Below are 22,949 nucleotides of genomic sequence, written 5' to 3' on the forward strand. Positions count from 1 at the left end.
GGTACCGTGGGCGCGTGACCACGCCGCCGAAGCCGCTCGACCCGCCGATGGTGCCGTTCGCCCTCGCGGGCATCGGCCTGTGGATCGTCGCGATCCTGGTCATGCTCCCGCTCCGGGACGAACTCGCCGAGAACGGGCACGGCAGCTGGTTCGGCATCGCCGTCGCCGGCGCACTGTGGGGCATCCCGGGCCTGCTCACGATGGTCGTCCACGATCGCAACCGGCGCCGCCGGCGGCAGCGGACGTCCGATTCCTTCAAGACGGGTGAGCCGACCGCCTCGTAGCGTCGGGGGCATGACACCCATCCTCAACGTCGTCGGCGTGGTCGTCGCCGACATGGCCCGGTCGCTCGACTTCTATCGCCGGCTCGGCCTCGATGTCCCGCTGAGCGAGAACGACAGTCCGCATGTCGAGCACCTCCTGCCGGGCGGCATGAAGATCACCTGGGACACGGAGGCGACGATCCGCTCCTTCGACCCGGAGTGGACCGCGCCCAAGGAAGCCGGCCGGATCGCGTTCGCGTTCGAGTGCGAGTCGCCCGACGAGGTCGACCGGCTCCACGACGAGCTGGTCAAGGCCGGGTACGACAGCCACAAGGCGCCTTGGGACGCATTCTGGGGTCAGCGGTACTGCTGCGTCCGCGACCCCGACGGCAACGGCGTCGACCTCTACGCCGTCAGCGCAGCACCTCGGTGAGCGGCGCGCCGGCCAGCGCCTTGACCTCCCGCGCGAGGTGGGCCTGGTCGGCGTAGCCCGACGTCGCCGCCACGACGCCGAACGTCATCCCGCCGCGGGCCAGGTCGAGGGCCCGATTCAGGCGCAGGATGCGGGAGAGCGTCTTCAGCCCGTAGCCGAACACCGTCAGGCTCCGCCGGTGCAGCTGCCGCTCGCTGAAGCCGACCTCGCTCGCGACGGCCGCGACCGGAGCGCCGCCGCGCAGCCGGGCGGTGGCGAAGCCGATCCAGTCCTCCGCGGGCTCACCCATGCCGAGCAGCGCGGCCTCCAGGGCGGCCCCGCGGTCGGGGGCGTCGGCGAGCCGCTCGGCCAGGCGCCGGGCGCGTTTCCCACCCCAAAGATCATCCAGCGGTACCCGGAGATCCCGCAGTTCGTCAGCCGGAACCCCGAGGATCCCGGCCGCCGTGCCGGGCGCGAAGCGGATCGCGGTCAGGCGCTGCCCGGGGGGCGGTGCGGCGAGGTGCGCGACGGTGTCGGGGCCGGCGACGACCAGCCGGCCGTCCATGTGGATGACGTCCATGCAGCCGTCGGGCAGGATGCGGCCCGGACCCATCGGCGTCCGCTGCCAGACGACCGCGCCCGGGATGCGGGAGGGCCGTTCCTCAGCCGTGCCCATACGGCTCGGCGGGCTCGGCCTCGTCGACCGACCCGTGCGCCCGGCTCACCGACACCGACTCGACCTCGCTGTCGTCGAACACCGTCGGCAGCTCGTCGACCGTCTGGACCTGCTCGACCAGCACCTCGGAGTGCGCGCCGCAGCCGTGGTCGGCCGAGACGACCTGCGCGTCGTCCGGCGCATACTCGTTGCCACACACCCCGAACGCCTGCCGCAGCGAGCCGGCGAGCTGCAGGTAGAACCCGCAGGAGCTGCAGCGGGCCGAGGCCGGCGCGGCGACCGAGATGGGCGCGTTGGGGCCGCGCTCCCCGTCGTACCACCGCTGGGCCGCGTCGAGGCGCCCCTCGCGCGACATCACGCGGACCCGGCCGAGGCCGATCTCCCGATTGGTCTCGTCGATCGCCGGGTCGTCGGACTGCGCGTAGCCCGGCGCGAGACGCGGGTCGTCGGGCGGGGTCGGCAGCAGGTCGCCGACGCCCAGGTCACCCGGCTGGAGCCGCTCCTGCCACGGGACCCACTCGGGGGCGCGCAGCGCGTCGGGGCCGGGCAGCAGGGTCGCCTCGCAGATCGTGACCTGCTTGCTGCGCGAAATGCGGGTGACGGTGACGGCCCAGCGCCAGCCGCGATACCCCGGCAGGCCGCACGCGAAGAAGTGTGTGACGAGCCGCTCACCCTCGGCGACGACACCGAGGTGCTCACCGACGTGGTCGGGATCGACGGCGTCCAAGCCGAGGCGGGCGACCTCGACCGCGTCCGCGCAGACCTGGTCGGGCTTGGCGGCGCGGCCGCTGCCGCGGGCGGGGGCAGTCGAGGCTGTCACACCCCTATTGTTCCTCATCGCCACGCCCGGCGAGCACAGCGGCCCCGGCGGGCGACGCACATTCTTTCCGGCGACCACCGAAAAACGGCCGCCGCGCTCGACCCACGCGGCGCATCTTGTCGCACCCATGGTTCAGGATGGGTGCATGTCGGTGATACGAGGCGTGGCGCAGACCGTGGTCACCACCGTGCGCGCGGCCCGGGTCGCCACGGTCGGCACCTCGCGGGCGGGCCGGTTCCTCGGGCGCAACCTGCTGCGCGTGCGGGAGCGGGGCGCCGGCGGCGGCACCGGCATGCTGCGCCTGCTCGACCTGCACGCGGCGTCCTGCGCGGGCGACACCCTGGTGGCGCTGGGGCTCGCGGGCACGATCTTCTTCTCCGTGCCGGCCGGGCAGGCCCGCGACCGCGTCGCTCTTTACCTCATCATCACGATGCTGCCGTTCGGGCTGCTGGCGCCGGTGGTCGGGCCGGTGCTCGACCGCTTCCGCCACGGCCGGCGCTATGCGCTCGCCACGACGATGCTCGGCCGCGCCTTCCTCGCCTTCCTCATCTCCGAGCACCTCACCGGCTGGGCGCTCTATCCGGCCGCGTTCGGCATGCTCGTGCTCTCCCGGGCCTACGGCGTGGCCCGCAGCGCGGCCGTCCCGCGCGTGCTCCCGCCCGGTCTCGGCCTGTCCGAGGCGGGCGCCCGGGCGTCGGTCTTCGGCACGTTCGCCGGCGCCATCGTCCTGCCGATCGGCCTGCTGGCCGGCCGGTTCGGGGCCGAGTGGCCGCTGCGGCTGGCGATCCTCGTCTTCTTCTGGGGCATGGTGACCGCGCTGCGGCTCCCACCGCGCGCCGACTCCGATCCGCCGGAGGAGATGCCGCGGATCCTGCGTCGCCAGGGCTATCGCGGGGCGAAGGCCCTGTCCGGGCCGGTCGTCATCGCCACGCTGCTCGGGAGTGCCACGCTGCGGGCGCTGTATGGCTTCCTGACGCTCTTCCTGGCGTTCGCCATCAAGGAGGGCACCCTCCCGGTCCACATCGCCGCCTGGGAGCTGACCGACGAGGCCGCGGTCGTGGTCGTGGCCGGCGCCCTCGGGGTCGGCTCGTTCCTGGCTACGGCGATCGGCACCCGGCTGCGGATCCACCGCCCGGCGCTGCTGCAGGCGATCGGCATCGTGCTCGCCGCGTTCGTCGCGGTCATCGCCGCGGACCGCAACTCGCTCGGCGCCGTCGCCCTGCTGTGCCTGGTCACGGCGATCGCCAGCGGCCTGGCCAAGCTCGCCGTCGACGCCTCGATCCAGGAGCGGGTCGACGAGCACGTGCGGGCCAGCGCGTTCGCCCACTCCGAGACGCTGCTCATGGTCGCGTGGGTGCTCGGCGGCGCGGTCGGCCTCATCCCGTTCAGCGGTCAGTGGGGCATGATCGTCGCGGCCGGCTTCATGACGGTGGGCGCGGTGCGGGCGCTGTATTCCGCCGTGGCGCTGCGCCGCGAGCGGCTGCACGGCGCGCCGCCGGACGCGGGCGCCGCCGAGTCCGAGACCACCCAGACCGCCTCGCCCGCGGCCGCCGGGTCCACGACGTCCGGCTCGCCGACGGCCGGGTCCTCGTCCGCCGCGCCGCCTCCTCCGCCGCCGCCGCCTTCGCAGGGCTCGCGGGCGGCGAGCTCCGACGCGACGACCGTGCCCCGGCCCGCCACGGGGTCGTCGGCGGGGTCGTCGGCTGGATCGGCGACCGGGGCGACGGCTGGGGCGACGCGGAAGATGACGCCGCCGGCGCAGGAGAAGCGGCGGTTCGGGTGGCGGAAGACGCGGCGGCTGTCCGACGAGATGCCGCTGCCGGGCGTGGCCGAGACGCGCAAGATGCCGGCGGTCGACGTCGAGGACGAACCCACGCGGGTGGCCCCGCCGGGATACACGCTGTACCGGCCGTCGGGCACCGACCCGACGGCCCGGCTGGAGGACGAGGGTCGATGAGGGAGTTGCTGGGTTACGGGCGGACGCTGGTCGTCACCGCCGTCGACGCCGAGCGGGACACGGTGCTCGCCGGGCTGGGACTCGGGTCGCAGCCGCCCGACGCGCTGGAGGCCGGCGCCCCGGTCGTGGTCGTCGCCGCGGGCGTCGGCCCGGCCGCCGCGGCCGCCGTGACCGCCCAGTTCCTCACGGCCGCCGTGCACGACGGCACGCCGTTCGACCTGGTGCTGTCGGCCGGCATCGCGGGCGGCTTCGCCGGCCGGGTCGAGATCGGCGGCCTGGCCGTCGCGACCGAGTCGATCGCCGCCGACCTGGGCGCGGCCGGCCCGGACGGCTTCCAGAGCGTCGACGAGCTGGGCTTCGGCACGGCCCGCCTCGACGCCGACCCGGCCCTGCTGCGCGCGTTACGCCTGGCCCTGCCGGAGGCCGTCGGCGGCCCGATCCTGACCGTCGCGACGGTCACGGGCACGGCCGCCGCCAAGGAGACGGTCGAGAAGCGCCACCCGGACGCGGTGGCCGAGGCCATGGAGGGGTTCGGCGTGGCCACGGCGGCCCGGCTGTGGCCCGCCACGGCGTTCGGCGAGCTCCGCACGATCTCCAACGCGGTCGGGCCCCGCGACCGTGCCGCGTGGCGTATCCCGCAGGCTTTGGAGACGCTCCGGGACGCGTTCGCCACCCTGTCGGGCCGCTGATCTTTCCGACCCCGACCTTCCGCCACGACGGCCCGATCCGCCCGAGCATGACCCGGCCCTGCACGCCCCGGCCGGCACGATCCAGCCCCGCGCGATCCGACCCGGAGCGCTTGGGCTCGGCCGAGCCCGTCTGGCGCCGCCAGCTCGGTCCCACGTGGCCCGGCCGCCGTCAGGGCGCCAGCCCGGTCCCGCGTGGCCAGCCCGGTCCCGCGTGGCCCAGCCGCCGTCCGGGCGCCAGCCCGGTCCCGCGCCGCCAGCCCGGTCCCGCGTGGCCCAGCCGCCGTCCGGGGCGCCAGGTCGGTCCGCGTGAGCCTGGCCGCGACGAACAGCGAGGGGAATTTGCCCTCTTTGCCCATCCGGGGCAGCCGCCCTTCGAGCCGCCTCCATGATCAAGGGAAACTTTTGGCTGTCCCGGGCGACCAGATGCTTCCTTTGATCATGGAACGGACCCTCGACCGGGCGATGCCGGGGCGTCGGATCGATCAAGATCTGCGTCGGGGCGGAGTTGCGAGGGTCACACGTGGGGAATTGCCAGTCGGGGCGCGAATCCGGCGGTGAGGGCTACATTCGAGACTTGTGACGCTTTCGCTCGCTTTCTCGCCGTGCCCGAATGACACCTTCGTCTTTCATGCGCTCGCGCATGGGAGGGTGCCCGGAGCGCCGCGGTTCGACGTCACCTACGCGGACGTCGACGTCACGAACACGGCCGCGTTGCGCGGGGAGTTCGACCTGGTGAAGGTCAGCTACGCGGCGCTGCCCTGGCTGCTCGATCAGTACACGCTGCTGCCGTGCGGCGGCGCCCTCGGCCGCGGGTGCGGGCCGCTCGTGCTCGTCAAGGACCAGTCGATCAAGAGCCTGGCCGGGCGGCGGGTCGCGGTGCCGGGGGACCGTACGACCGCCTATCTGCTGATGCGGCTGTGGTCGGCCGGGGAGCCGCCGGCGAGCGTCGAGGTGGTGCCGTTCGCGGAGATCATGCCGGCCGTCGCGGCCGGGACGTTCGACGCCGGGCTGGTGATCCACGAGGCGCGGTTCACGTACCAGCGGTACGGGCTCCACGCGCTCGCCGACCTCGGCGAGTGGTGGGAGAACGACACCGGGCTGCCGATCCCGCTCGGGGCGATCATCGCCCACCGCGACCGGGTCGACCCCGAGCAGGCGACCGCCTGGATCAAGGAGTCGGTGCGGCAGGCCTGGGCGGACCCGGCGGCGAGCCGGCAGTACGTGCTGGAGCACGCCCAGGAGATGGAGCAGGACGTCGTCGACCAGCACATCAAGCTCTACGTCAACGAGTTCACCGGCTCGCTCGGGCCCGACGGGCACGCGGCCGTGGACGCCCTGCTGACGCGGGCGTCGGACGAAGGCCTGGTGCCCGCGACGCCGCTGGTGAAGGCATAGTAGCGCGACATTCCCGGTCAAGACATAACGAAGGGCCCCGCGGAAGCGGGGCCCTCATCGAAGCAGGATCAGACCTCCAGCTCCCGCGCCACCAGGTGGACGGCCTCGGCGACCGTGCGGGAGGTCTTGCGGTCCGGGAAGCGGCCGCGCTGCAGGTCGGGCTGAATCTTCGCCTCCAGCACGCGGATCATGTCCTCGATCAGGCCGTGCAGCTCCTCCGGGGGCCGCCGGTTGGCCACCGCGCGGGCCTCCGTCACCGACGGCGGCGCGTCGAGCAGCTTCACCTGCAGCGCCTGGCTGCCCTTGCGGCTCTCGACCACCCCGAACTCGACCCGCTGGCCGGTCTTGAGCTCACCCACGCCCGACGGCAGGGCCGCCTTGTGCACGAAGACGTCTCCCCCGTCGTCGCTGGTGAGGAACCCGAAACCCTTCTCCTGGTCGTACCACTTCACTCGACCCGTCGGCACGCTGCCCCTGCTCCCCAGTCTCGACCCGTCCCGGCCGCAACGGCGCGGGATGTGCACAACAAGGCTAGTCACCGCTTCCCGCACGGCCAACCGAGATCATGCGTTGGAGAAATGCCGGAAACGGGTGCAGGTCGGCGAAGACCTCGGTGGCTCCGGCGGCGCGCAACTCGGCGGCCGAACAGGGGCCCGACGTGACCCCGACGGCGGGAACTCCGGCCAGAACGCCCGCCTGCATGTCGGCCACATGGTCCCCGACGTACACCGAAGCGCCGATCTCGATCAGAACGGCGGCCTTTTCCGCATGGAATACGTCACCGTAGACGTTATCGACGGGAATGCCCAAATGTGCAAGATGAAGTGACGCCAGCCGGCCGAGCTTCGACGTGATGACCACGATCCGGCCGCCGGCCGCACGGACCGCGGCGAGCGCCTCGAGCGACCCGGGAAGCGCTACAGCAGGGGCGATGGCGTGCGACGGATAGAGCGAGCGGTATAGGTCGACGGCCTCCTCGACCCGCTCCGGCGGGAACCACTCGGCCACCTCCTGCCGCAGCGGCGGCCCGAGCCGGCTCACGGCGAGGTCGGCGTCGACGTGCACACCGGTACTGACGGTAAGCGCCCGCCACGTCGCGGCGATGCCCGGCCGGGTGTCGAGGAGCGTCATGTCGAGGTCAAAGCCAATGACAACCTGATGTTGAGACACCTTTAAGGATGCCCAGGTCACAGTGGGTACGCCATCGAAATACTCGTGAGTCACGTATTGACGAAGTGAGACTCTGGCCACTAGCGTCACGAACACTTTTAGGAAAGTTTCCTAAAGGATCATCCAGGAGACGCGATGAAACGATCCGTCCGCAACGGCCTCATCGTCGCCGCCGCCATGGCGGTGGCTGCGGCCGTCGTCCCCATCGTCACCACCACCGCCAACGCCGCCGGCAACCTCAGCGCTACGTTCACGGTCGACCAGGACTGGGGGACGGGCTGGGGCGCCACCTACAAGATCACCAACGGCACCTCGAGCACGATCAACGGGTGGACGCTCGAGTTCGACCTGCCCGCGGGCGGCCAGATCACCAGCTTCTGGGACGCGGACGTGGTCCGCACCGGCCAGCACTACGTCGCGAAGAACAAGTCGTGGGCCCCGACGCTCGCGGCCGGCGCCAGCTTCAGCTGGGGCATGAACGGCAGTGGCGCGAAGCCGCCGATCAACTGCACGATCAACGGCGTCTCCTGTAGCGGCGGGACCCCGCCGACCAGCAACCCGCCGACCTCGAACCCCCCGACCAGCAACCCGCCCACCAGCAACCCGCCGACCTCGAACCCGCCGACCAGCAACCCGCCCGGCGGGAAGAAGGTCGTCGGCTACTTCGCGGAGTGGGGCGTCTACGCCCGCAACTACCACGTGAAGAACATCGACACGAGCGGCTCCGCGGCCAAGCTGACGCACATCCTCTACGCGTTCGGCAACACGACCGGCGGCCGGTGCTCGATCGGTGACAGCTACGCGGACTACGAGAAGGCGTACACGGCGGCCGACTCGGTCGACGGCGTCGCGGACACCTGGGACCAGCCCCTGCGGGGCAGCTTCAACCAGCTGAAGAAGCTCAAGGCGAAGTACCCCAACCTGAAGGTCCTCTGGTCGTTCGGCGGCTGGACCTGGTCCGCCGGCTTCACCCAGGCGGCGGCCAACCCGACCGCGTTCGCCGACTCGTGCTACGCGCTGGTCAACGACTCCCGCTGGGCTGGTGTCTTCGACGGCATCGACATCGACTGGGAGTACCCGAACGCCTGCGGCCTGCAGTGTGACGCCAGCGGCCCGAACGCCTACAAGTCCGTGATCGCGGCCCTGCGGGCGAAGTTCGGCTCCAGCAAGCTGGTCACCTCGGCCATCACCGCCGACGGCTCCAACGGCGGCAAGATCGACGTCGCCGACTACGCCGGCGCGATGAACAACCTCGACTGGTTCATGCCGATGACGTACGACTACTTCGGCGCCTTCAACGCGCAGGGCCCGACCGCCCCGCACTCGCCGCTGAGCTGCTACTCGGGCATCCCGACCGCCGGGTTCTGCTCGGAGGCCGCGATCTCGAAGCTCAAGAGCAAGGGCATCCCGTCCAACAAGCTGCTCCTCGGCATCGGCTTCTACGGCCGCGGCTGGACCGGCGTGACCCAGGCGGGCCCCGGCGGCACCGCGACCGGCGCGGCGCCCGGCACCTACGAGCAGGGCATCGAGGACTACAAGGTCCTCAAGAACAGCTGCCCGAGCACCGGCACCGTCGGTGGCACCGCCTACGCCAAGTGCGGCAGCAACTGGTGGAGCTACGACACGCCGAGCACGATCGCCGGCAAGATGAGCTACGCGAAGACGCAGGGCCTCGGCGGTGCGTTCTTCTGGGAGCTCTCCGGCGACACCAGCAACGGTGAGCTCATCACGGCCGTGAAGAACGGCCTCGCGTAACCCCTAGCACGCACGGTGAGGGCGGGCCTTCGACAAGGCCCGCCCTCATTCGTCGTCCGGGCCGGTTAGCGTATGAGGCGAGATGACGAGTTCGCTTGCCGACCATTTACGCGCCCTGCCCGACGAGGGGCTGATGGCGCTCATCCGCCTGCGCCCCGATCTGGTCATCCCGCCGCCGTCGGACTTCTCGGCGCTCGCGCACCGCGCCCAGTCGCGCGTGGCCGTCGCGCGGGCCCTCGACGGGCTCGACACGTTCACCCTCGAGATTCTGGACGCGCTGCGGTACACCCGCGTGGGCCACACCAGCTCGGTCGAGGCCGTCCTCGCCCTGACCGCCCCGGCCGGGGTGGAGGCCGCGCGGGTCCGCGCCGCCATCGACCTGCTGCGCTCCTACGCCGTGGCCTACGGGCCGGACCCGGCCGTGCGGATCGTGGGAGCGGTCGACGAGGTGTGCTCGCCGTACCCCCTGGGCCTCGGACGGCCGGCCGAGCAGCTCGACCCGATGGCCGGCGCGCTGGTCAGCGACGCCGCCGGGCTGCGCCGGACGCTGCTCGCCGCGCCGCCCGCCGCCCGCGCCGTGCTCGACCGCCTCGCGGCCGGGCCGCCGGTCGGCACCGTGACCCCGGCGAGCCTGGAGCCCGGCTCGGACTCGCCGGTGCGCTGGCTGGTCGACCGGCACCTGCTGGTCTCCGTCGGGCGCGACGCCGTCGAGCTGCCGGTCGAGATCTCCCTGGTGCTGCGGCGCGACGCCGGCCCGCTCGGCCAGCTGCACCCCGACCCGCCGCCGATGGAGGCGCCGCAGCGCGACCCCGCCCAGGTCGACCGGGCGGGCGCCGGCCAGGTGCTGGAGCTCGTCCGCAACGCCGAGGCGCTGGTCGAGACGATCGGGGCCGAGCCACCCGCCGTGCTGCGGTCCGGTGGACTCGGGATTCGGGAGCTCCGGCGGTACTCCAAGACGGTGGGCGTCGACGAACAGTCCACGGCACTCCTGGTGGAGATCGTCACCGCCGCCGGACTGCTGGGCGAGGAGATCGTCGACACCAAGCGGGTGGAGAGCGTCTTCCTGCCGACGATCGCGTACGACGCCTGGCGGGCCATGGGCATCGCCGCCCGCTGGCACCGGCTGGCGGTCACCTGGCTGACCATGACCCGCGCGGCGTCGCTGGTCGGGCAGCGCGACGACCGCGATCGCCCGATCAACGCGCTCGCGCCCGAACTGTCCCGGCCCGGGGCGCCGGCCCAGCGCCGCGCCGCCCTGCAGGTGCTGGCCGACCTGCCGCCGGGCGCGACCGCGGCGCGGGCCGATGTCGTCGAGGTGCTCGCCTGGCGGGCGCCCCGGCGGATCACCCGGGGCGTGTCGGCGGGTGTGGAGGCGAGCCTGGCCGAGGCCGCGTTCGTCGGGCTGACCGGCTTCGACGGGCTCACCACCTACGGCCGGCTGCTGCTGGAGGAGCTGGCCAGCGACGTCGTCGACGCCGACGACCCGCTCGGCCTCAACTCGCCCGAGGGCATAGCGCTCATCGGCTCGGCGGCGCTGCTCGACACGCTGCTGCCGGCGCCCGTCGACCACGTGCTGCTGCAGGCCGACCTCTCCGTCATCGTGCCCGGGCCGCCCGAGCCCGGGCTCGGCGCCGAGCTGGAGCTGCTGGGCACCCAGGAGTCGGCCAGCGTCTACCGGATCACGGCCGACACCGTGCGGCGCAGCCTGGACGCCGGCTACTCGGCCGCCGACCTGCACGCGCTGCTGGCTCGCCGGTCCCGCACGCCGGTCCCGCAGACCCTGACGTACCTCATCGACGACATGGCCCGCAAGCACGGCGGGATGCGCGTGGGATCGGCCAACTCCTACGTGCGCAGCGACGACGAGTCGCTGATCGCCGAGGTGCTCGCCGACCGGCGGCTGCAGCCGCTCAACCTGCGCCGGCTGGCGCCGAGCGTGCTGACCAGCCGGCACACCCCGCAACGGCTGCTGGAGGCGCTGCGGGAGGCCGGGTACCCGCCCGTCCAGGAGGACGCGACGGGTGCGGCGGTGCTCGCCCGGCCGAAGGTGCGCCGGGGTCCGCCGCGGCCGACCTGGGCGTACCGTGGCGTCGAAGATCCGGCGGCCGGCGTGCGCCTGTCGACCCCGCGGCTCGCCGGGGTGATCGAGCAGATCCGCCGGGGCGACGCGGCGGCGCGGGTGGCCCGGCGCGCGCCGGTGACCGTCCGCGCGAACGGCGCGGCGACCGCCTCCCACACGGAGGCGCTGGAGGTGCTGCAGCAGGCGCTGCGGGACAAGACGCGGGTCTGGGTGGGGTACATCGACGCCCATGGAGCAACGGCCTCGCGCCTGGTGCGGCCGGTGTCGATGGGCTCCGGCTACCTGCGGGCGGAGGACGAGCGGACCGAGATGCTCCACACGTTCGCGCTGCACCGCATCACGGCGGCGGTGCCGGAGGAGGGCTGACCCCTCGCTTGTTCGTCGGTCCTATTTGTCGGTACCGCCACGGCGGATCGCGCCGATCACGGACATGACGATCATGGCGATCAGGATGGCGCCGAGGGACTCGCTGACGGCCGTCTGGACGTCGGTGTGGGCGACCTGCGAGGAGAGCAGGAACCAGCCGACCGCCACGGTGAGGGCGGCGAACCCGCCGAACGCCAAGGTCACGCGGGGACCCATGTCGGCCAGTTTACGGCTTCCGCGGCCCTTGCGGCCGTGCCCTTCCGCGGCCCTTGCGGCCGTGCCTTTCACAGCCCTTGCGGCCGCGCCCGTCCGCAGCCCTTGCGGCCGTGCCTTCCACGGCCTTTTCTGCCGTGCCGTTCCACGGCCCTTGCGGCCGTGCCTTCCACGGCTCTTGCTGCCGGACCTCCTACGGTCCGGATCGGACGACGCGCCCGCCCCCGATGCGACGACCGGCGGCGCTCGGGCCGCTCGGTCCGAACGCGCACGCCCGGCTTCCGTTCGATGGCCACGTGGCCATCAATACCCTTGACGCGGCTCGCCGGGGCTCCGGTTGCATCGTCCCGATATCTGGGAACTGTCGGGGGTGCGTGCGACACTGGGTGCCGTGCCAGAAGGTCCACTGATCGTCCAGTCCGACAAGACCCTGCTGCTCGAGGTCGACCACCCGGACGCGCTCGCGTGCCGCATGGCGATCGCTCCGTTCGCCGAGCTCGAGCGCTCGCCGGAGCACGTCCACACCTATCGGCTGACCCCGCTCGGCCTGTGGAACGCACGCGCCGCCGGCCACGACGCCGAGGGCGTGGTCGACGCGCTGCTGCGCTTCTCGCGCTATCCGGTGCCGCACGCGCTGCTGGTTGACATCGCCGAGACGATGGACCGCTATGGGCGCCTCCAGCTGCTCAACGACCCCGTCCACGGCCTCGTCCTGCGGGCGCTCGACCGGGCCGTGCTGGTCGAGGTGGCCAAGAGCAAGAAGCTGGCCGGCATGCTCGGCGCGCACATCGACTCCGACACGGTGATCGTGCACGCCTCCGAGCGCGGCCGGCTCAAGCAGGCCCTGCTGAAGCTGGGCTGGCCGGCCGAGGACTTCGCCGGTTACGTCGACGGCGAGGCGCACGCGATCGACCTGGCCGAGGACGGCTGGGCCCTGCGGTCCTACCAGCGCGAGGCCGTCGACTCGTTCTGGGCCGGCGGCTCGGGCGTCGTCGTGCTCCCGTGCGGCGCCGGCAAGACGCTCGTCGGCGCGGCCGCGATGGCCGAGGCGAAGGCCACCACGCTGATCCTGGTGACCAACACGGTCGCCGGCCGGCAGTGGAAGCGCGAGCTGATCGCCCGCACGAGCCTCACCGAGGAGGAGATCGGCGAGTATTCCGGGGAGCGCAAGGAGATCCGTCCGGTCACCATCGCGACCTACCAGGTGCTCACGACCCGCCGCGGCGGCGTGTTCCCGCACCTCGACCTGTTCGGCGCCCGCGACTGGGGCCTGATCGTCTACGACGAGGTCCACCTGCTGCCCGCGCCGATCTTCCGCTTCACCGCCGACCTGCAGGCCCGCCGCCGCCTCGGCCTGACCGCCACCCTGGTCCGCGAGGACGGCCGCGAGGGCGACGTGTTCTCCCTGATCGGCCCGAAGCGCTACGACGCGCCGTGGAAGGACATCGAGTCCCAGGGCTGGATCGCGCCGGCCGAGTGCGTCGAGGTCCGCGTGACGCTGACCGACACCGAGCGGATGGCCTATGCGGTGGCCGAGCCCGAGGAGCGTTACCGCGTGGCCGCGACCGCCCGCACCAAGCTCCCCGTGGTCCGCGCCCTGGTCGACCGCCACAAGGGCGAGCAGATCCTGGTGATCGGGGGGTATATCGACCAGCTCCACCACCTGGGCGAGTTCCTCGACGCCCCGATCGTGCAGGGCGCGACGACCAACAAGGAGCGCGAGCGCCTCTTCGACGAGTTCCGCTCGGGCGCCCTGAAGACCCTGGTCATCTCCCGCGTCGGCAACTTCTCCATCGACCTGCCGGAGGCCGCCGTGGCCATCCAGGTCTCGGGCAGCTTCGGCTCCCGCCAGGAGGAGGCCCAACGCCTGGGGCGCGTCCTGCGCCCGAAGGCCGACAAGCGCCAGGCCCACTTCTACACGGTGGTGGCCCGCGACACGATCGACACCGAGTATGCCGCGCACCGCCAACGCTTCCTGGCCGAGCAGGGCTACGCGTACACCATCACCGACGCCGACGACATCCTCCGCCAGGTGACGGACTAGCTCCCCCGCCGCCGCTCAGGACCCCCGGCCGGGAGCTGCGCGGGCCGGGCTGGGGGCTGCGCGGGCGGGAGCCACTCAGGGCCCCGGGCCGGGAGGGTGCGCGGGCCCCGGGCGGGCCTGGGGCCACGCTGGCTGGGGGCTGCGCTGGCTGGGGGCCGCTCAGGACCGCCGGCCGGGAGGTGCGCGGGCCAAGAGGTGCGCGGGCCAAGAGGTGCGCGGGCCAAGAGGTGCGCGGGCCAGGCCGGGAGCGGCTCGGGGCTCGGGTGTGCTCGGAAGCTCGTGCAGGGACGGGGCCGCGAGACCGGAGCCGCTGTGGGATGGAGGCGTGCGCGGGGGTCGGGTGCTCGCGGAGAGTTGGGCCTGCGGAACCGGGCCACGCGAGACCCGGGGCCGAGCGAGACCGGGGCCGAGCGAGACCAGGGCATTCGGACGGTGGGGCCACGCGAGACCCGGGGCCGAGCGGGACCAGGGAGTTCGGACGGTGGGCTGGGAGCTGGTGCAGGCTCGGGCTCGGGCGCCGCGGGCCTGCCCATGATCAAGGGAAACTTCTGGCTGCCCCAGGCCGGCCATTTCGTTCCCTTGATCATGGGGTGACGCCTTGCACGCGGCCCGCGCATAAGGTCGCATTTCGGATAAGGCCGGCGAAGCGTACGCAAAGCGTGCGTCGTCACGGGCCGTCGGAGATCACCGACAGCGCCTCGTCCATCGCGGCCAGGACGTCCATCTGGCCGTCGCGGTGCACCCAGTCGATCATGGCGTTGATGATCGCGCCCACGCAGGCGCCCACGAACGCCCTGGCTCGGAAGTCGTCCGGCGGGCGGCCCAGTCGTTCGGCCAGCGGGGCGGCCAGCACCGCGATCGAGGCCTGCATGTTGTCCAGGGCTCGCATCCGCAGGGCCGGGACCGTGAAGGAGAGCTTGGACCGGGCCAGCACCTGGTCGACCTCCTCCTGGCTGATCGTCGAGAAGGCCGACAGGAACGAGTGGCGGACGACCTCCAGCGGCGTGAACTCGGGCGGGGCGGTGCGGATGGCCTCGATCATCAGGTCGTCGTAGCGGTCCTGGATGACGACGTCTTCCTTGGTCTTGAAGTAGCGGAAGAACGTGCTCGGGGAGATCTCCGCCGCCTCCGCGATCTGCTCCACCGTGGTCGCGTCATAGCCCTGCTGGGCGAACAGGCGCACCGCGTGCTCCTGAATCGCCCAGCGGGTCTTCTGCTTCTTGCGTTCACGCAACCCGGGTGAGCTCATCCACCGATTGTTCCGCACGTAAAGCCGGGTTCGCACCGGGCAGCAGGACCGCCACGACCACCGCGCCGAGCAGGGTCACGGCGGCGCAGACGAGCAGGACCGCCGTCATCGCGTCCAGGAACGCGGCGCGGGCGGCCACGGCCAGGGCCTGGTCGCCGGTGCGGGCCGCGATCGCGACCGCCGCGCTGACCGAGTCGCGGCCGGCGGAGGGAACCGACGAGCGGTACACCTCGGCGGCGAGGCTGCCGAGCACGGCCACGCCGAGGGCGCCGGCGACCTGGCGGAGGGTCATGGTGATCGCGGTACCCGAGCCGGCCTCGTCCCGCGGCAGCTCGCCCATCACCGCGTCCATCGCCGGGGTCAGGGCCAGGCCGATCCCGGCGCCACCTACGGCCAGCCAGGTGGCCACGAAACCGTACCCGGAGTCGATGCCGGTGAGTGCGCCCAGCGCCAACCCAGCGGCGGCGACGAGCAGGCCGAGCGCGACCGGGACCCGGGTCGGGACCAGGCCGGCGATCCGGGCACCGAGCGGAGCGCCCACGAACAGGCCGGCGACCAGCGGCAGCAGCCGCAGGCCGACCCCGAGGGCGTCATGACCGCGGACCGCCTGCAGGAACTGCGGCAGGATGAACAGGACGCCGAACAGGGCGAACGACGCCAGGGCTCCCGCCGCGGTTCCCCAGGCGAACCGTGGACGGCGGAACAGGCTCAGGTCGATCATCGGGCTCGCGAGGCGCCGCTCGATCAGGGCGAACACGATCAGCAGGACGACCCCGGCCGCGATCGCGCCGAGGACCAGGCCGTCGGTCCAGCCGCGGGCCGGCGCCTCGATCACGCCGTACACGAGCAACACCAGACCGATCGTGGACAGGATCGCGCCCGTCAGGTCGACCGGCTTCGGCCGCGTCGAGCGGGACTCCGGCACGAGCAGGGCCACGGCGGCGACGGCCAGCGCGGCGACCGGCACGTTGATCACGAAGATCGACCCCCACCAGAAGTGTTCCAGCAGGTAGCCGCCGATGATCGGGCCGAGCGGGAGCCCGACGCCCATGCCCATCGTGAGCGCGGCGATGGCCTTGCGGCGCTCGTCCGGGTCGAACATGACGGGGATGATCGCCATCGTGACCGGGGTGAGGATGGCGCCGCCGACGCCCATCACGGCCCGGGCGGCGATGACCTGGCCGGCGTTGTCCGCGAAGACCGCCACCAGCGACGCGGCCGCGAACAGGATGAGGCCGATGAGCAGGAGGCGCTTGCGGCCGTACCGGTCGCCGAGTGCGCCCATCGGCAGCAGCAGACCGGCGAACACCAGGACGTAGGCGTCGACGAGCCACTGCAGCTCGGCATTGCCGGCGTCGAGGGAGGTCGCGAGCGTGGGCAGCGCGACGTTGAGGATCGTGGTGTCGAAGCCGAGCGTGAGGGTCGTCAGCACGATCGCGACGAGCGCCCACCAGCGGCGTGGACTCGAACTGACAGCAGCCATATTTTGAGAGTAGCTATCATTTGAGTTGTACTGTCAATCGAGACCATCGTCACAACAAAAAACACCCCCGGGAGGGCTCCCGGGGGTGCTGGACGTTGCGGTGCGGTCAGCCCTGCAGCTCCTTGGACAGCAGCTCGGCGATCTGCGCGGTGTTCAGGGCGGCACCCTTGCGCAGGTTGTCGCCGGTGACGAAGAGGTCGAGCGCCCGCGGGTCGTCGACCGACCGGCGGATGCGGCCGACCCACGACGGGTCGGTGCCCACCGCGTCGATCGGCATCGGGAACTCGCCCGCGCCCGGGTCGTCGACGAGGATCACGCCCGGCGCGTGGCGCAGCACCTCGCGGGCGCCCTCGGCGTCGACCTCCGAGCCGAAGACGGCGTGCACGGCGACCGAGTGGCCGGTCACGACCGGGACGCGGACGCAGGTCGCGGACACCTTGAGGTCGGGCAGGCCGAGGATCTTGCGCGACTCGTTGCGCAGCTTCAGCTCCTCCGACGACCAGCCGCCGTCGCGGAGCGAGCCGGCCCAGGGCACCACGTTGAGCGCGAGAGGGGCCGGGAACGGGCCGAGGTCGTCGCCGACCGCCTGCCGGACGTTGCCGGAGCGCGAGCCCAGGGTGCGGTCGCCGCCGACCCGCCGCAGCTGGTCGTACAGCGTGTCGACGCCGTCCTTGCCGGCACCGGAAACCGCCTGGTAGGAGGCGAGGACGAGCTCCTTCAGGCCGTACTCGCGGTGCAGCGGAGCGAGCGCCACGATCATCGTCAGCGTCGTGCAGTTGGCGTTGGCGATGATGCCCTTCGGGCGGTTGCGGACCTGCTCCGGGTTGATCTCCGGCACCACCAGCGGTACATCCGGATCCATCCGGAACGCCGCCGAGTTGTCGACGGCGATCGCCCCGCGGGACACGGCGATGGGCGCCCACTCCCCGGCGATCTCGTCGGGGACGTCGAACATCGCCACGTCGATGCCGTCGAAGACCTCGGGCGCCAGCTCATGGACGACGGTCTCCTCGCCGCGCACGACGAGCGTGCGGCCGGCCGAGCGCTTCGAGGCGACCAGACGGATCTCGCCCCAGACGTTCTTGCGGGACGACAGCAACTCACACATCACGGAGCCGACGGCTCCGGTCGCACCGACGACGGCCAGACTCGGCAACTCGCCCATGATGCAAGAACCTATCGCCCGGTCCCCGCGTAGACCACCGCTTCCTCGTCGCCGCCCAGCTCGAACGCGTCGTGGATGGCCCGGACGGCGACGTCGAGGTCCGTGTCGCGGCACACCACGGACACCCGGATCTCCGAGGTGGAGATCATCTCGATGTTGACGCCCGCCTCGGCCAGGGCGGCGAACAGCTTGGCCGCCACGCCCGGGTTCGAGCGCATGCCGGCGCCGATCAGCGACACCTTGCCGATGTGGTCGTCGAACAGCACGGCCTTGTAGTCGACGCTCGACTTGATCCGCTCCAGGGCGGCCTTGGCGGTCGCGCCGTCGGTCTTCGGCAGCGTGAAGGAGATGTCCGTGCGGCCGGTGCTCTCGGTCGACACGTTCTGGACGATCATGTCGATGTTGGTCTCCGCGGCGGCGACCGTCTGGAAGATCCGCGCGGCGACGCCCGGCTGGTCGGGCACGCCGACGATCGTGATCTTCGCTTCGCTGCGGTCGTGCGCGACGCCGGTGATGAGCGCTTGCTCCACGGAAAGGTCCTCCATCGATCCGGTGACCATGGTGCCGTTGGCCGTTGAGTACGAGGAACGGACGTGGATCGGCAGCGAGAACCGCCGCGCGTACTCCACGCTGCGCAGGTGCAGCACCTTCGCGCCGCACGCCGCGAGCTCGAGCATCTCCTCGTACGTGATCTGCTTGATGTGCCGCGCGTTCTTCGCGACCCGCGGGTCGGCGGAGAAGATGCCGTCGACGTCGGTGTAGATCTCGCACACGTCGGCCTGCAGCGCCGCGGCGAGCGCGACGGCCGTGGTGTCCGAGCCGCCCCGGCCGAGCGTGGTGATGTCCTTGGTGTCCTGCGAGACGCCCTGGAAGCCGGCGACGATCGCGATCGCGCCCTCGTCGAGCGCGCCGCGGAGGCGGCCGGGGGTCACGTCGATGATCCGGGCCCTGCCGTGCGTCGAGGTGGTGATCACGCCGGCCTGGCTTCCCGTGTACGACCGGGCCTCGTACCCCAGGTTGTTGATCGCCATGGCCAGCAGCGCCATGGAGATCCGCTCCCCGGCGGTGAGCAGCATGTCCAGCTCGCGGCCGGCCGGGACCGGGCTCACCTGCGACGCGAGGTCGAGCAGCTCGTCGGTGGTGTCGCCCATGGCGGAGACCACTACGACGACCTCGTTGCCGGCCTTCCGCGTGTCGACGATGCGCTCGGCGACGCGCTTGATGCGCTCGGCGTTGGCGACGGAGGACCCGCCATACTTCTGCACGATGAGCGCCACGCCGTCGAGCTCCTTCCGGGAATCGCCTGTACGGGCAGGTCGTCGCAGCCGAGCGTACCGGCGGCGACTATCCGTCGGGAGTGGCGTTCCACGATCCGACCACCCGCCGGGCGAGAATACGCGGGTGCGCTTGCGTCGGGTCGGGGTTACCGCGATCACTGTGACCGCCGGCACGGCCCTGGCCGTCCTCGCCGTCGGGGCTCTTGCCGCCTGCGGATCCACCGGCGTGCCGGTGACCGGGGTGACCTCCGACCCCGCGCCCGCCAAGCCCGACCCGCGCAGCCAGCTGGCGGCGCGCGTGGCGGTCGCGAAGGACCAGCGGTACATCGCCGCGTACACGCTGACCGCCCAGGGCAAGAGCCCCCGGTCGATCCTGGTCTCCATCGCCACCGACCGGACGTGGCGGGTCGACGTGCAGGGCGGCGCGCTCGGGGGCACCGCGGACGTCGCCATCGCCAGCCGCCCCGAGGGCCAGTACCAGTGCCCGATCAACCCGTCGTCGGGCTGCGTCAAGGTCGCCGCCTCCGGCAAGAAGCTTCCGCCGGCCGTCGACCCGCGCGTGCAGTACGTCTTCGTCGCCTGGCTCGACGTCCTGCTGGACCGCCAGATCCCGCTGTCCATGGCGCCCGCCGACCCGCTCGCCGGCACGTCGGCCCCCTGCTTCGCGGTGGAGCCGGCCGTGACCGCCGTCCAGCCGCCGATCGATCCCGGCGTGTACTGCTACAACGACAACGGCATGCTGGCCGCGGCCCGGCTGCCGTTCGGTCAGCTGACGCTCACCGGCGACGTGATCGCGGCACCCTCCACGATCTCGCTGCCGGGCCCGGTGGTCGACGGCGCGCCGCTCGCCACGACCGCACCGCCGCCGCCCTCGCCGAACCCGTCCGGCTCCCAAGTACCGAGATCGGTTTCGCCGAGCCCTTCCAAGGGCGTAGCCTGACCCTGACATGTGGCAGGCGCTTCTTCTTCGCCGCCGCGACGAGGCTCTCCGGGCCGGCACCTCGTCGCGGGGTTGATGCGCGCCTGCGCTCCTGCCGGTCTCTGGTCCTGACCGTTCCCTTCGCGACCAATCCCAGGAGCTTTGACGTGTCCGAAATCGCCCGCCAGTCCGCCAGCCGCATGCCCATCCACCGTTACCGGCCCTTCTCCGAACAGTTCACGATCCCGCTGACCGACCGGCAATGGCCGGGTCGCGAGATCACCGCCGCGCCCCGCTGGTGCGCCGTCGACCTGCGCGACGGCAACCAGGCGCTGATCGACCCGATGTCCGTCGAGCGCAAGCGCCGCATGTTCAACCTGCTGGTCCGGATGGGCTACAAGGAGATCGAGGTAGGTTTCCCGGCCGCCTCGCAGACCGACTTCGACTTCGTCCGCACGCTGATCGAGCAGGACCTCATCCCCGAGGACGTCACGATCCAGGTGCTGACGCAGTGCCGGGACAACCTGATCGAGCGCACCTTCGAGTCGCTGCGCGGCGCCCGCCGGGCGATCGTCCACTTCTACAACTCGACCTCGACGCTGCAGCGGCGCGTGGTGTTCGGCCTGGACCGGGCCGGCATCACCGACATCGCCACGAGCGGGGCGCGGCTCTGCCAGAAGTACGCCGAGGCGATCACGCCCGACACCGAGATCTACTACGAGTACTCCCCGGAGTCGTACACCGGCACCGAGCTGGACTACGCGCTGGAGGTCTGCAGCGCGGTCATCGAGGTGCTGCAGCCGACCCCGGACCGGCCGCTGATCGTCAACCTGCCGGCGACGGTCGAGATGGCGTCACCCAACGTCTACGCGGACTCCATCGAGTGGATGTCCCGCAACCTGCCGCGCCGCGAGTCGGTCGTGCTGTCCCTGCATCCGCACAACGACCGGGGCACCGCGGTCGCCGCCGCCGAGCTGGGCGTGCTGGCCGGTGCCGACCGCGTCGAGGGGTGCCTGTTCGGCAACGGCGAGCGCACCGGCAACGTCGACCTGGTGACGCTGGGCCTGAACCTGTTCTCGCAGGGCATCGACCCGCAGATCGACTTCTCCGACATCGACGAGATCAAGCGCACCGTCGAGTACTGCAACCAGCTGCCGGTCCACGAGCGCCACCCGTATGCCGGCGACCTGGTGTACACCGCCTTCTCCGGCTCCCACCAGGACGCCATCAAGAAGGGCTTCGAGGCGCTCAACCGCGACGCGGAGAAGGCCGGCGTCCCGGTCGACCAGTTCACCTGGGGCGTGCCCTACCTGCCGGTCGACCCGAAGGACCTGGGCCGCTCCTACGAGGCGGTCATCCGCGTGAACTCGCAGTCCGGCAAGGGCGGGGTCGCCTACGTCATGAAGTCCGAGCACCACCTCGACCTGCCGCGCCGGCTGCAGATCGAGTTCTCCGGCGTCGTCCAGCGGCACACCGACGACGAGGGCGGCGAGGTCAGCCCGCAGTCGATGTGGGAGTTCTTCGCCGGCGAGTACTTCTCGAACCGCCGCTTCACGCTGGAGGGCTACGAGGCGGTGACCCACGACGGCAAGGTCACGCTGAGCGCCGAGGTCAAGGTCGACGGCACCGTCCAGAAGATCTCCGCCACCGGCAACGGGCCGATCGACGCGTTCGTCCACGCGATGGGCGACGTCGGCATCGACGTGCGGGTCCTCGACTACGCCGAGCACGCCCTGACCTCGGGCGAGAGCGCCCAGGCCGCGGCCTACGTCGAGTGCTCCGTCGACGGCCACACCTACTGGGGCGTGGGCATCGACGCCAACATCGTGACCGCGTCCCTGCGAGCCGTGCTGAGCGCCGCGAACCGGGCCTGACCTGCACTTCCGAGCCGGTCCCTCCGCTGGGGCCGGCTCGGTAGTGTCGGGAATCTCGCCGTGGCGTTCCCGGCGGTACATGCGTCTATGCCGCAGAGTAGGGGCGTGCGCCCCCTCACCAACGGCAAAGCCGTCATCATCGCGCTCGCGTTGTCATCGGTGCTGATCAGTGCCGGTAGCTGCGAGGTTTCCTCCACTCCCGAGGCCGCCGGGCCGACGACCGGGTCGGCCGGGTCGGCCGGCGCTCCCGCGTCGACCGGCGGTGGCGGCGGCACCGGCGGTGGCAACGCCGCTGCCGCCCTGAACTCGCTCACGGTCGCCGCGGCCGGCTCCATGGCGGGTTACAGCCGCGAGAAGTTCACGCACTGGATCGGCCAGGGCGAAGGCTGCGACACCCGCGACGTCGTGCTCAAGCGCGAAGGCAAGAACGTCAAGGTCGCGGCCGACTGCAAGATCACGGCCGGAAACTGGCACAGCGCCTACGACGACAAGGACCTCACCGATCCGCAGGACCTCGACATCGACCACATGGTGCCGCTCGCGGCGGGCTGGCGGTCGGGGGCCAACAAGTGGACCGACGAGCAGCGCAAGCAGTTCGCCAACGACCTGACGCGGCCGCAGCTCATCGCGGTGAGCCTGCAGACGAACCGCTCCAAGGGTGACCAGGACCCGTCGACGTGGAAGCCGCCGAGCAAGGGGTACTGGTGCACGTACGCGCAGAGCTGGATCACCGTGAAGGCGTACTACAAGCTGACCGTCACCGAGGCGGAGAAGAGCGCACTCACGGACATGCTGGCAACGTGTAAGTAGCAGGTTCTTCGTTTTCGTTGGAAGGGGCGGCCGAGATGGCAGACGCAGCACCGGCACAAGCATCGGCACCGGCGTCGGCCGCGGCCGCTCCTCCCCCGGCCTCGGCCGCTCCTCCCGCGTCGCCGCCGCCTCCGGCCGCCTCCGCCGCGTCCCCGTCGGCTGGGGCTTCGGGTGCCGCTTCCGCGGCTTCGGGGGCCTCCGACGCGGCCCCTTCCGGCGACGCGGCCCCTTCCGGCGACGCGGCCCCTTCCGGCGACGCGGCCCCTTCCGGCAACGCGGCCCCTTCCGGCAACGCGGCCCCTTCCGGCAACGCGGCCCCTTCCGGCAACGCG

General features: G+C 72.0%; 20 protein-coding genes. 11 read left to right on the forward strand and 9 right to left on the reverse strand.

Annotated features, from left to right (window positions below):
* Positions 1 to 47 precede the first annotated feature (47 nt).
* Complete coding sequence (locus IEZ31_RS07830) at positions 48 to 284, forward strand: DUF2530 domain-containing protein (RefSeq protein WP_190249193.1); 237 nt, start codon at positions 48 to 50, stop codon at positions 282 to 284.
* A gap of 10 nt (positions 285 to 294) precedes the next feature.
* Entirely contained in the window at positions 295 to 696 is a 402-nt protein-coding gene (locus IEZ31_RS07835) for a VOC family protein (RefSeq protein ID WP_190249083.1), read from the forward strand.
* Here IEZ31_RS07835 and IEZ31_RS07840 read toward each other — a convergent pair.
* Complete coding sequence (locus IEZ31_RS07840; RefSeq protein WP_190249084.1) at positions 677 to 1,351, reverse strand: helix-turn-helix domain-containing protein; 675 nt, start codon at positions 1,349 to 1,351, stop codon at positions 677 to 679. The two genes, IEZ31_RS07835 and IEZ31_RS07840, sit on opposite strands and share 20 nt — an antisense overlap.
* Complete coding sequence (locus IEZ31_RS07845; protein WP_190249085.1) at positions 1,338 to 2,189, reverse strand: DUF3027 domain-containing protein; 852 nt, start codon at positions 2,187 to 2,189, stop codon at positions 1,338 to 1,340. The genes IEZ31_RS07840 and IEZ31_RS07845 overlap by 14 nt, the downstream gene beginning before the upstream one ends.
* Before the next feature lie 127 nt (positions 2,190 to 2,316).
* On the opposite strand from IEZ31_RS07845, the gene IEZ31_RS07850 reads away from it, so the two are divergent.
* The 3 genes from IEZ31_RS07850 (at position 2,317) to IEZ31_RS07860 (ending at position 6,212) form a co-directional block, all read left to right on the forward strand.
* Complete coding sequence (locus tag IEZ31_RS07850; RefSeq protein ID WP_190249086.1) at positions 2,317 to 4,128, forward strand: MFS transporter; 1,812 nt, start codon at positions 2,317 to 2,319, stop codon at positions 4,126 to 4,128.
* Positions 4,125 to 4,817 (forward strand): futalosine hydrolase, encoded by a 693-nt coding sequence (locus IEZ31_RS07855; protein ID WP_190249087.1) that lies wholly within the window; start codon positions 4,125 to 4,127, stop codon positions 4,815 to 4,817. Before IEZ31_RS07850 ends, IEZ31_RS07855 begins: the two co-directional genes overlap by 4 nt.
* Positions 4,818 to 5,393: 576 nt before the next feature.
* Positions 5,394 to 6,212, forward strand: coding sequence for a 1,4-dihydroxy-6-naphtoate synthase (locus IEZ31_RS07860; RefSeq protein ID WP_190249088.1), 819 nt, complete (start codon positions 5,394 to 5,396; stop codon positions 6,210 to 6,212).
* 68 nt (positions 6,213 to 6,280) lie between these two features.
* On the opposite strand, the gene IEZ31_RS58160 is transcribed toward IEZ31_RS07860, so the two are convergent.
* Positions 6,281 to 6,679 (reverse strand): cold-shock protein, encoded by a 399-nt coding sequence (locus tag IEZ31_RS58160; RefSeq protein WP_190249089.1) that lies wholly within the window; start codon positions 6,677 to 6,679, stop codon positions 6,281 to 6,283.
* 64 nt (positions 6,680 to 6,743) lie between these two features.
* On the reverse strand, positions 6,744 to 7,382 hold the full coding sequence (locus IEZ31_RS07870) for an HAD family hydrolase (protein WP_268241656.1): 639 nt from the start codon (positions 7,380 to 7,382) through the stop codon (positions 6,744 to 6,746).
* A gap of 135 nt (positions 7,383 to 7,517) precedes the next feature.
* Here IEZ31_RS07870 and IEZ31_RS07875 point away from each other — a divergent pair, with 135 nt between their 5' ends.
* Positions 7,518 to 9,137, forward strand: a complete 1,620-nt coding sequence (locus IEZ31_RS07875) for a glycosyl hydrolase family 18 protein (protein WP_190249090.1) — start codon at positions 7,518 to 7,520, stop codon at positions 9,135 to 9,137.
* A gap of 82 nt (positions 9,138 to 9,219) precedes the next feature.
* The gene (locus IEZ31_RS07880) at positions 9,220 to 11,583 is read left to right on the forward strand and encodes a helicase-associated domain-containing protein (protein ID WP_190249091.1); all 2,364 of its coding nucleotides are present in this window, start codon (positions 9,220 to 9,222) and stop codon (positions 11,581 to 11,583) included.
* Positions 11,584 to 11,604: 21 nt separating this feature from the next.
* Here the strand turns inward: IEZ31_RS07880 and IEZ31_RS07885 are convergent, their stop codons facing one another.
* Complete coding sequence (locus IEZ31_RS07885; RefSeq protein WP_190249092.1) at positions 11,605 to 11,799, reverse strand: hypothetical protein; 195 nt, start codon at positions 11,797 to 11,799, stop codon at positions 11,605 to 11,607.
* Between the two features lie 388 nt (positions 11,800 to 12,187).
* Here IEZ31_RS07885 and IEZ31_RS07890 point away from each other — a divergent pair, with 388 nt between their 5' ends.
* Positions 12,188 to 13,840: a DNA repair helicase XPB gene (locus IEZ31_RS07890; protein WP_190249093.1), complete on the forward strand. Its 1,653-nt coding sequence runs from the start codon at positions 12,188 to 12,190 to the stop codon at positions 13,838 to 13,840.
* 667 nt (positions 13,841 to 14,507) lie between these two features.
* Here the strand turns inward: IEZ31_RS07890 and IEZ31_RS07895 are convergent.
* From IEZ31_RS07895 to IEZ31_RS07910, 4 genes are all read right to left on the reverse strand, one after another.
* Positions 14,508 to 15,089, reverse strand: coding sequence for an acyl-CoA-like ligand-binding transcription factor (locus IEZ31_RS07895; protein ID WP_190249094.1), 582 nt, complete (start codon positions 15,087 to 15,089; stop codon positions 14,508 to 14,510).
* A complete protein-coding gene (locus tag IEZ31_RS07900; RefSeq protein WP_190249095.1) occupies positions 15,067 to 16,572 on the reverse strand; it encodes an MFS transporter in 1,506 nt (501 codons plus the stop codon). Before IEZ31_RS07900 ends, IEZ31_RS07895 begins: the two co-directional genes overlap by 23 nt.
* A 106-nt stretch (positions 16,573 to 16,678) precedes the next feature.
* Positions 16,679 to 17,737, reverse strand: coding sequence for an aspartate-semialdehyde dehydrogenase (locus IEZ31_RS07905; RefSeq protein ID WP_190249096.1), 1,059 nt, complete (start codon positions 17,735 to 17,737; stop codon positions 16,679 to 16,681).
* 11 nt (positions 17,738 to 17,748) lie between these two features.
* Positions 17,749 to 19,014 carry an aspartate kinase gene (locus IEZ31_RS07910; protein ID WP_190249097.1) on the reverse strand — a complete coding sequence of 422 codons (1,266 nt, stop codon included), beginning with the start codon at positions 19,012 to 19,014 and terminating at the stop codon, positions 17,749 to 17,751.
* 160 nt (positions 19,015 to 19,174) lie between these two features.
* On the opposite strand from IEZ31_RS07910, the gene IEZ31_RS07915 reads away from it, so the two are divergent.
* From IEZ31_RS07915 to IEZ31_RS07925, 3 genes are all read left to right on the forward strand, one after another.
* A complete protein-coding gene (locus IEZ31_RS07915; protein ID WP_190249098.1) occupies positions 19,175 to 19,954 on the forward strand; it encodes a hypothetical protein in 780 nt (259 codons plus the stop codon).
* Between the two features lie 179 nt (positions 19,955 to 20,133).
* Complete coding sequence (gene leuA, locus IEZ31_RS07920) at positions 20,134 to 21,807, forward strand: 2-isopropylmalate synthase (protein ID WP_190249195.1); 1,674 nt, start codon at positions 20,134 to 20,136, stop codon at positions 21,805 to 21,807.
* A 105-nt stretch (positions 21,808 to 21,912) separates the two neighbouring features.
* Complete coding sequence (locus IEZ31_RS07925) at positions 21,913 to 22,617, forward strand: HNH endonuclease family protein (protein ID WP_229834436.1); 705 nt, start codon at positions 21,913 to 21,915, stop codon at positions 22,615 to 22,617.
* Positions 22,618 to 22,949: the final 332 nt, after the last annotated feature.

This window comes from Dactylosporangium sucinum (genome assembly GCF_014647515.1).
Taxonomy (GTDB): Bacteria; Actinomycetota; Actinomycetes; order Mycobacteriales; family Micromonosporaceae; genus Dactylosporangium; species Dactylosporangium sucinum.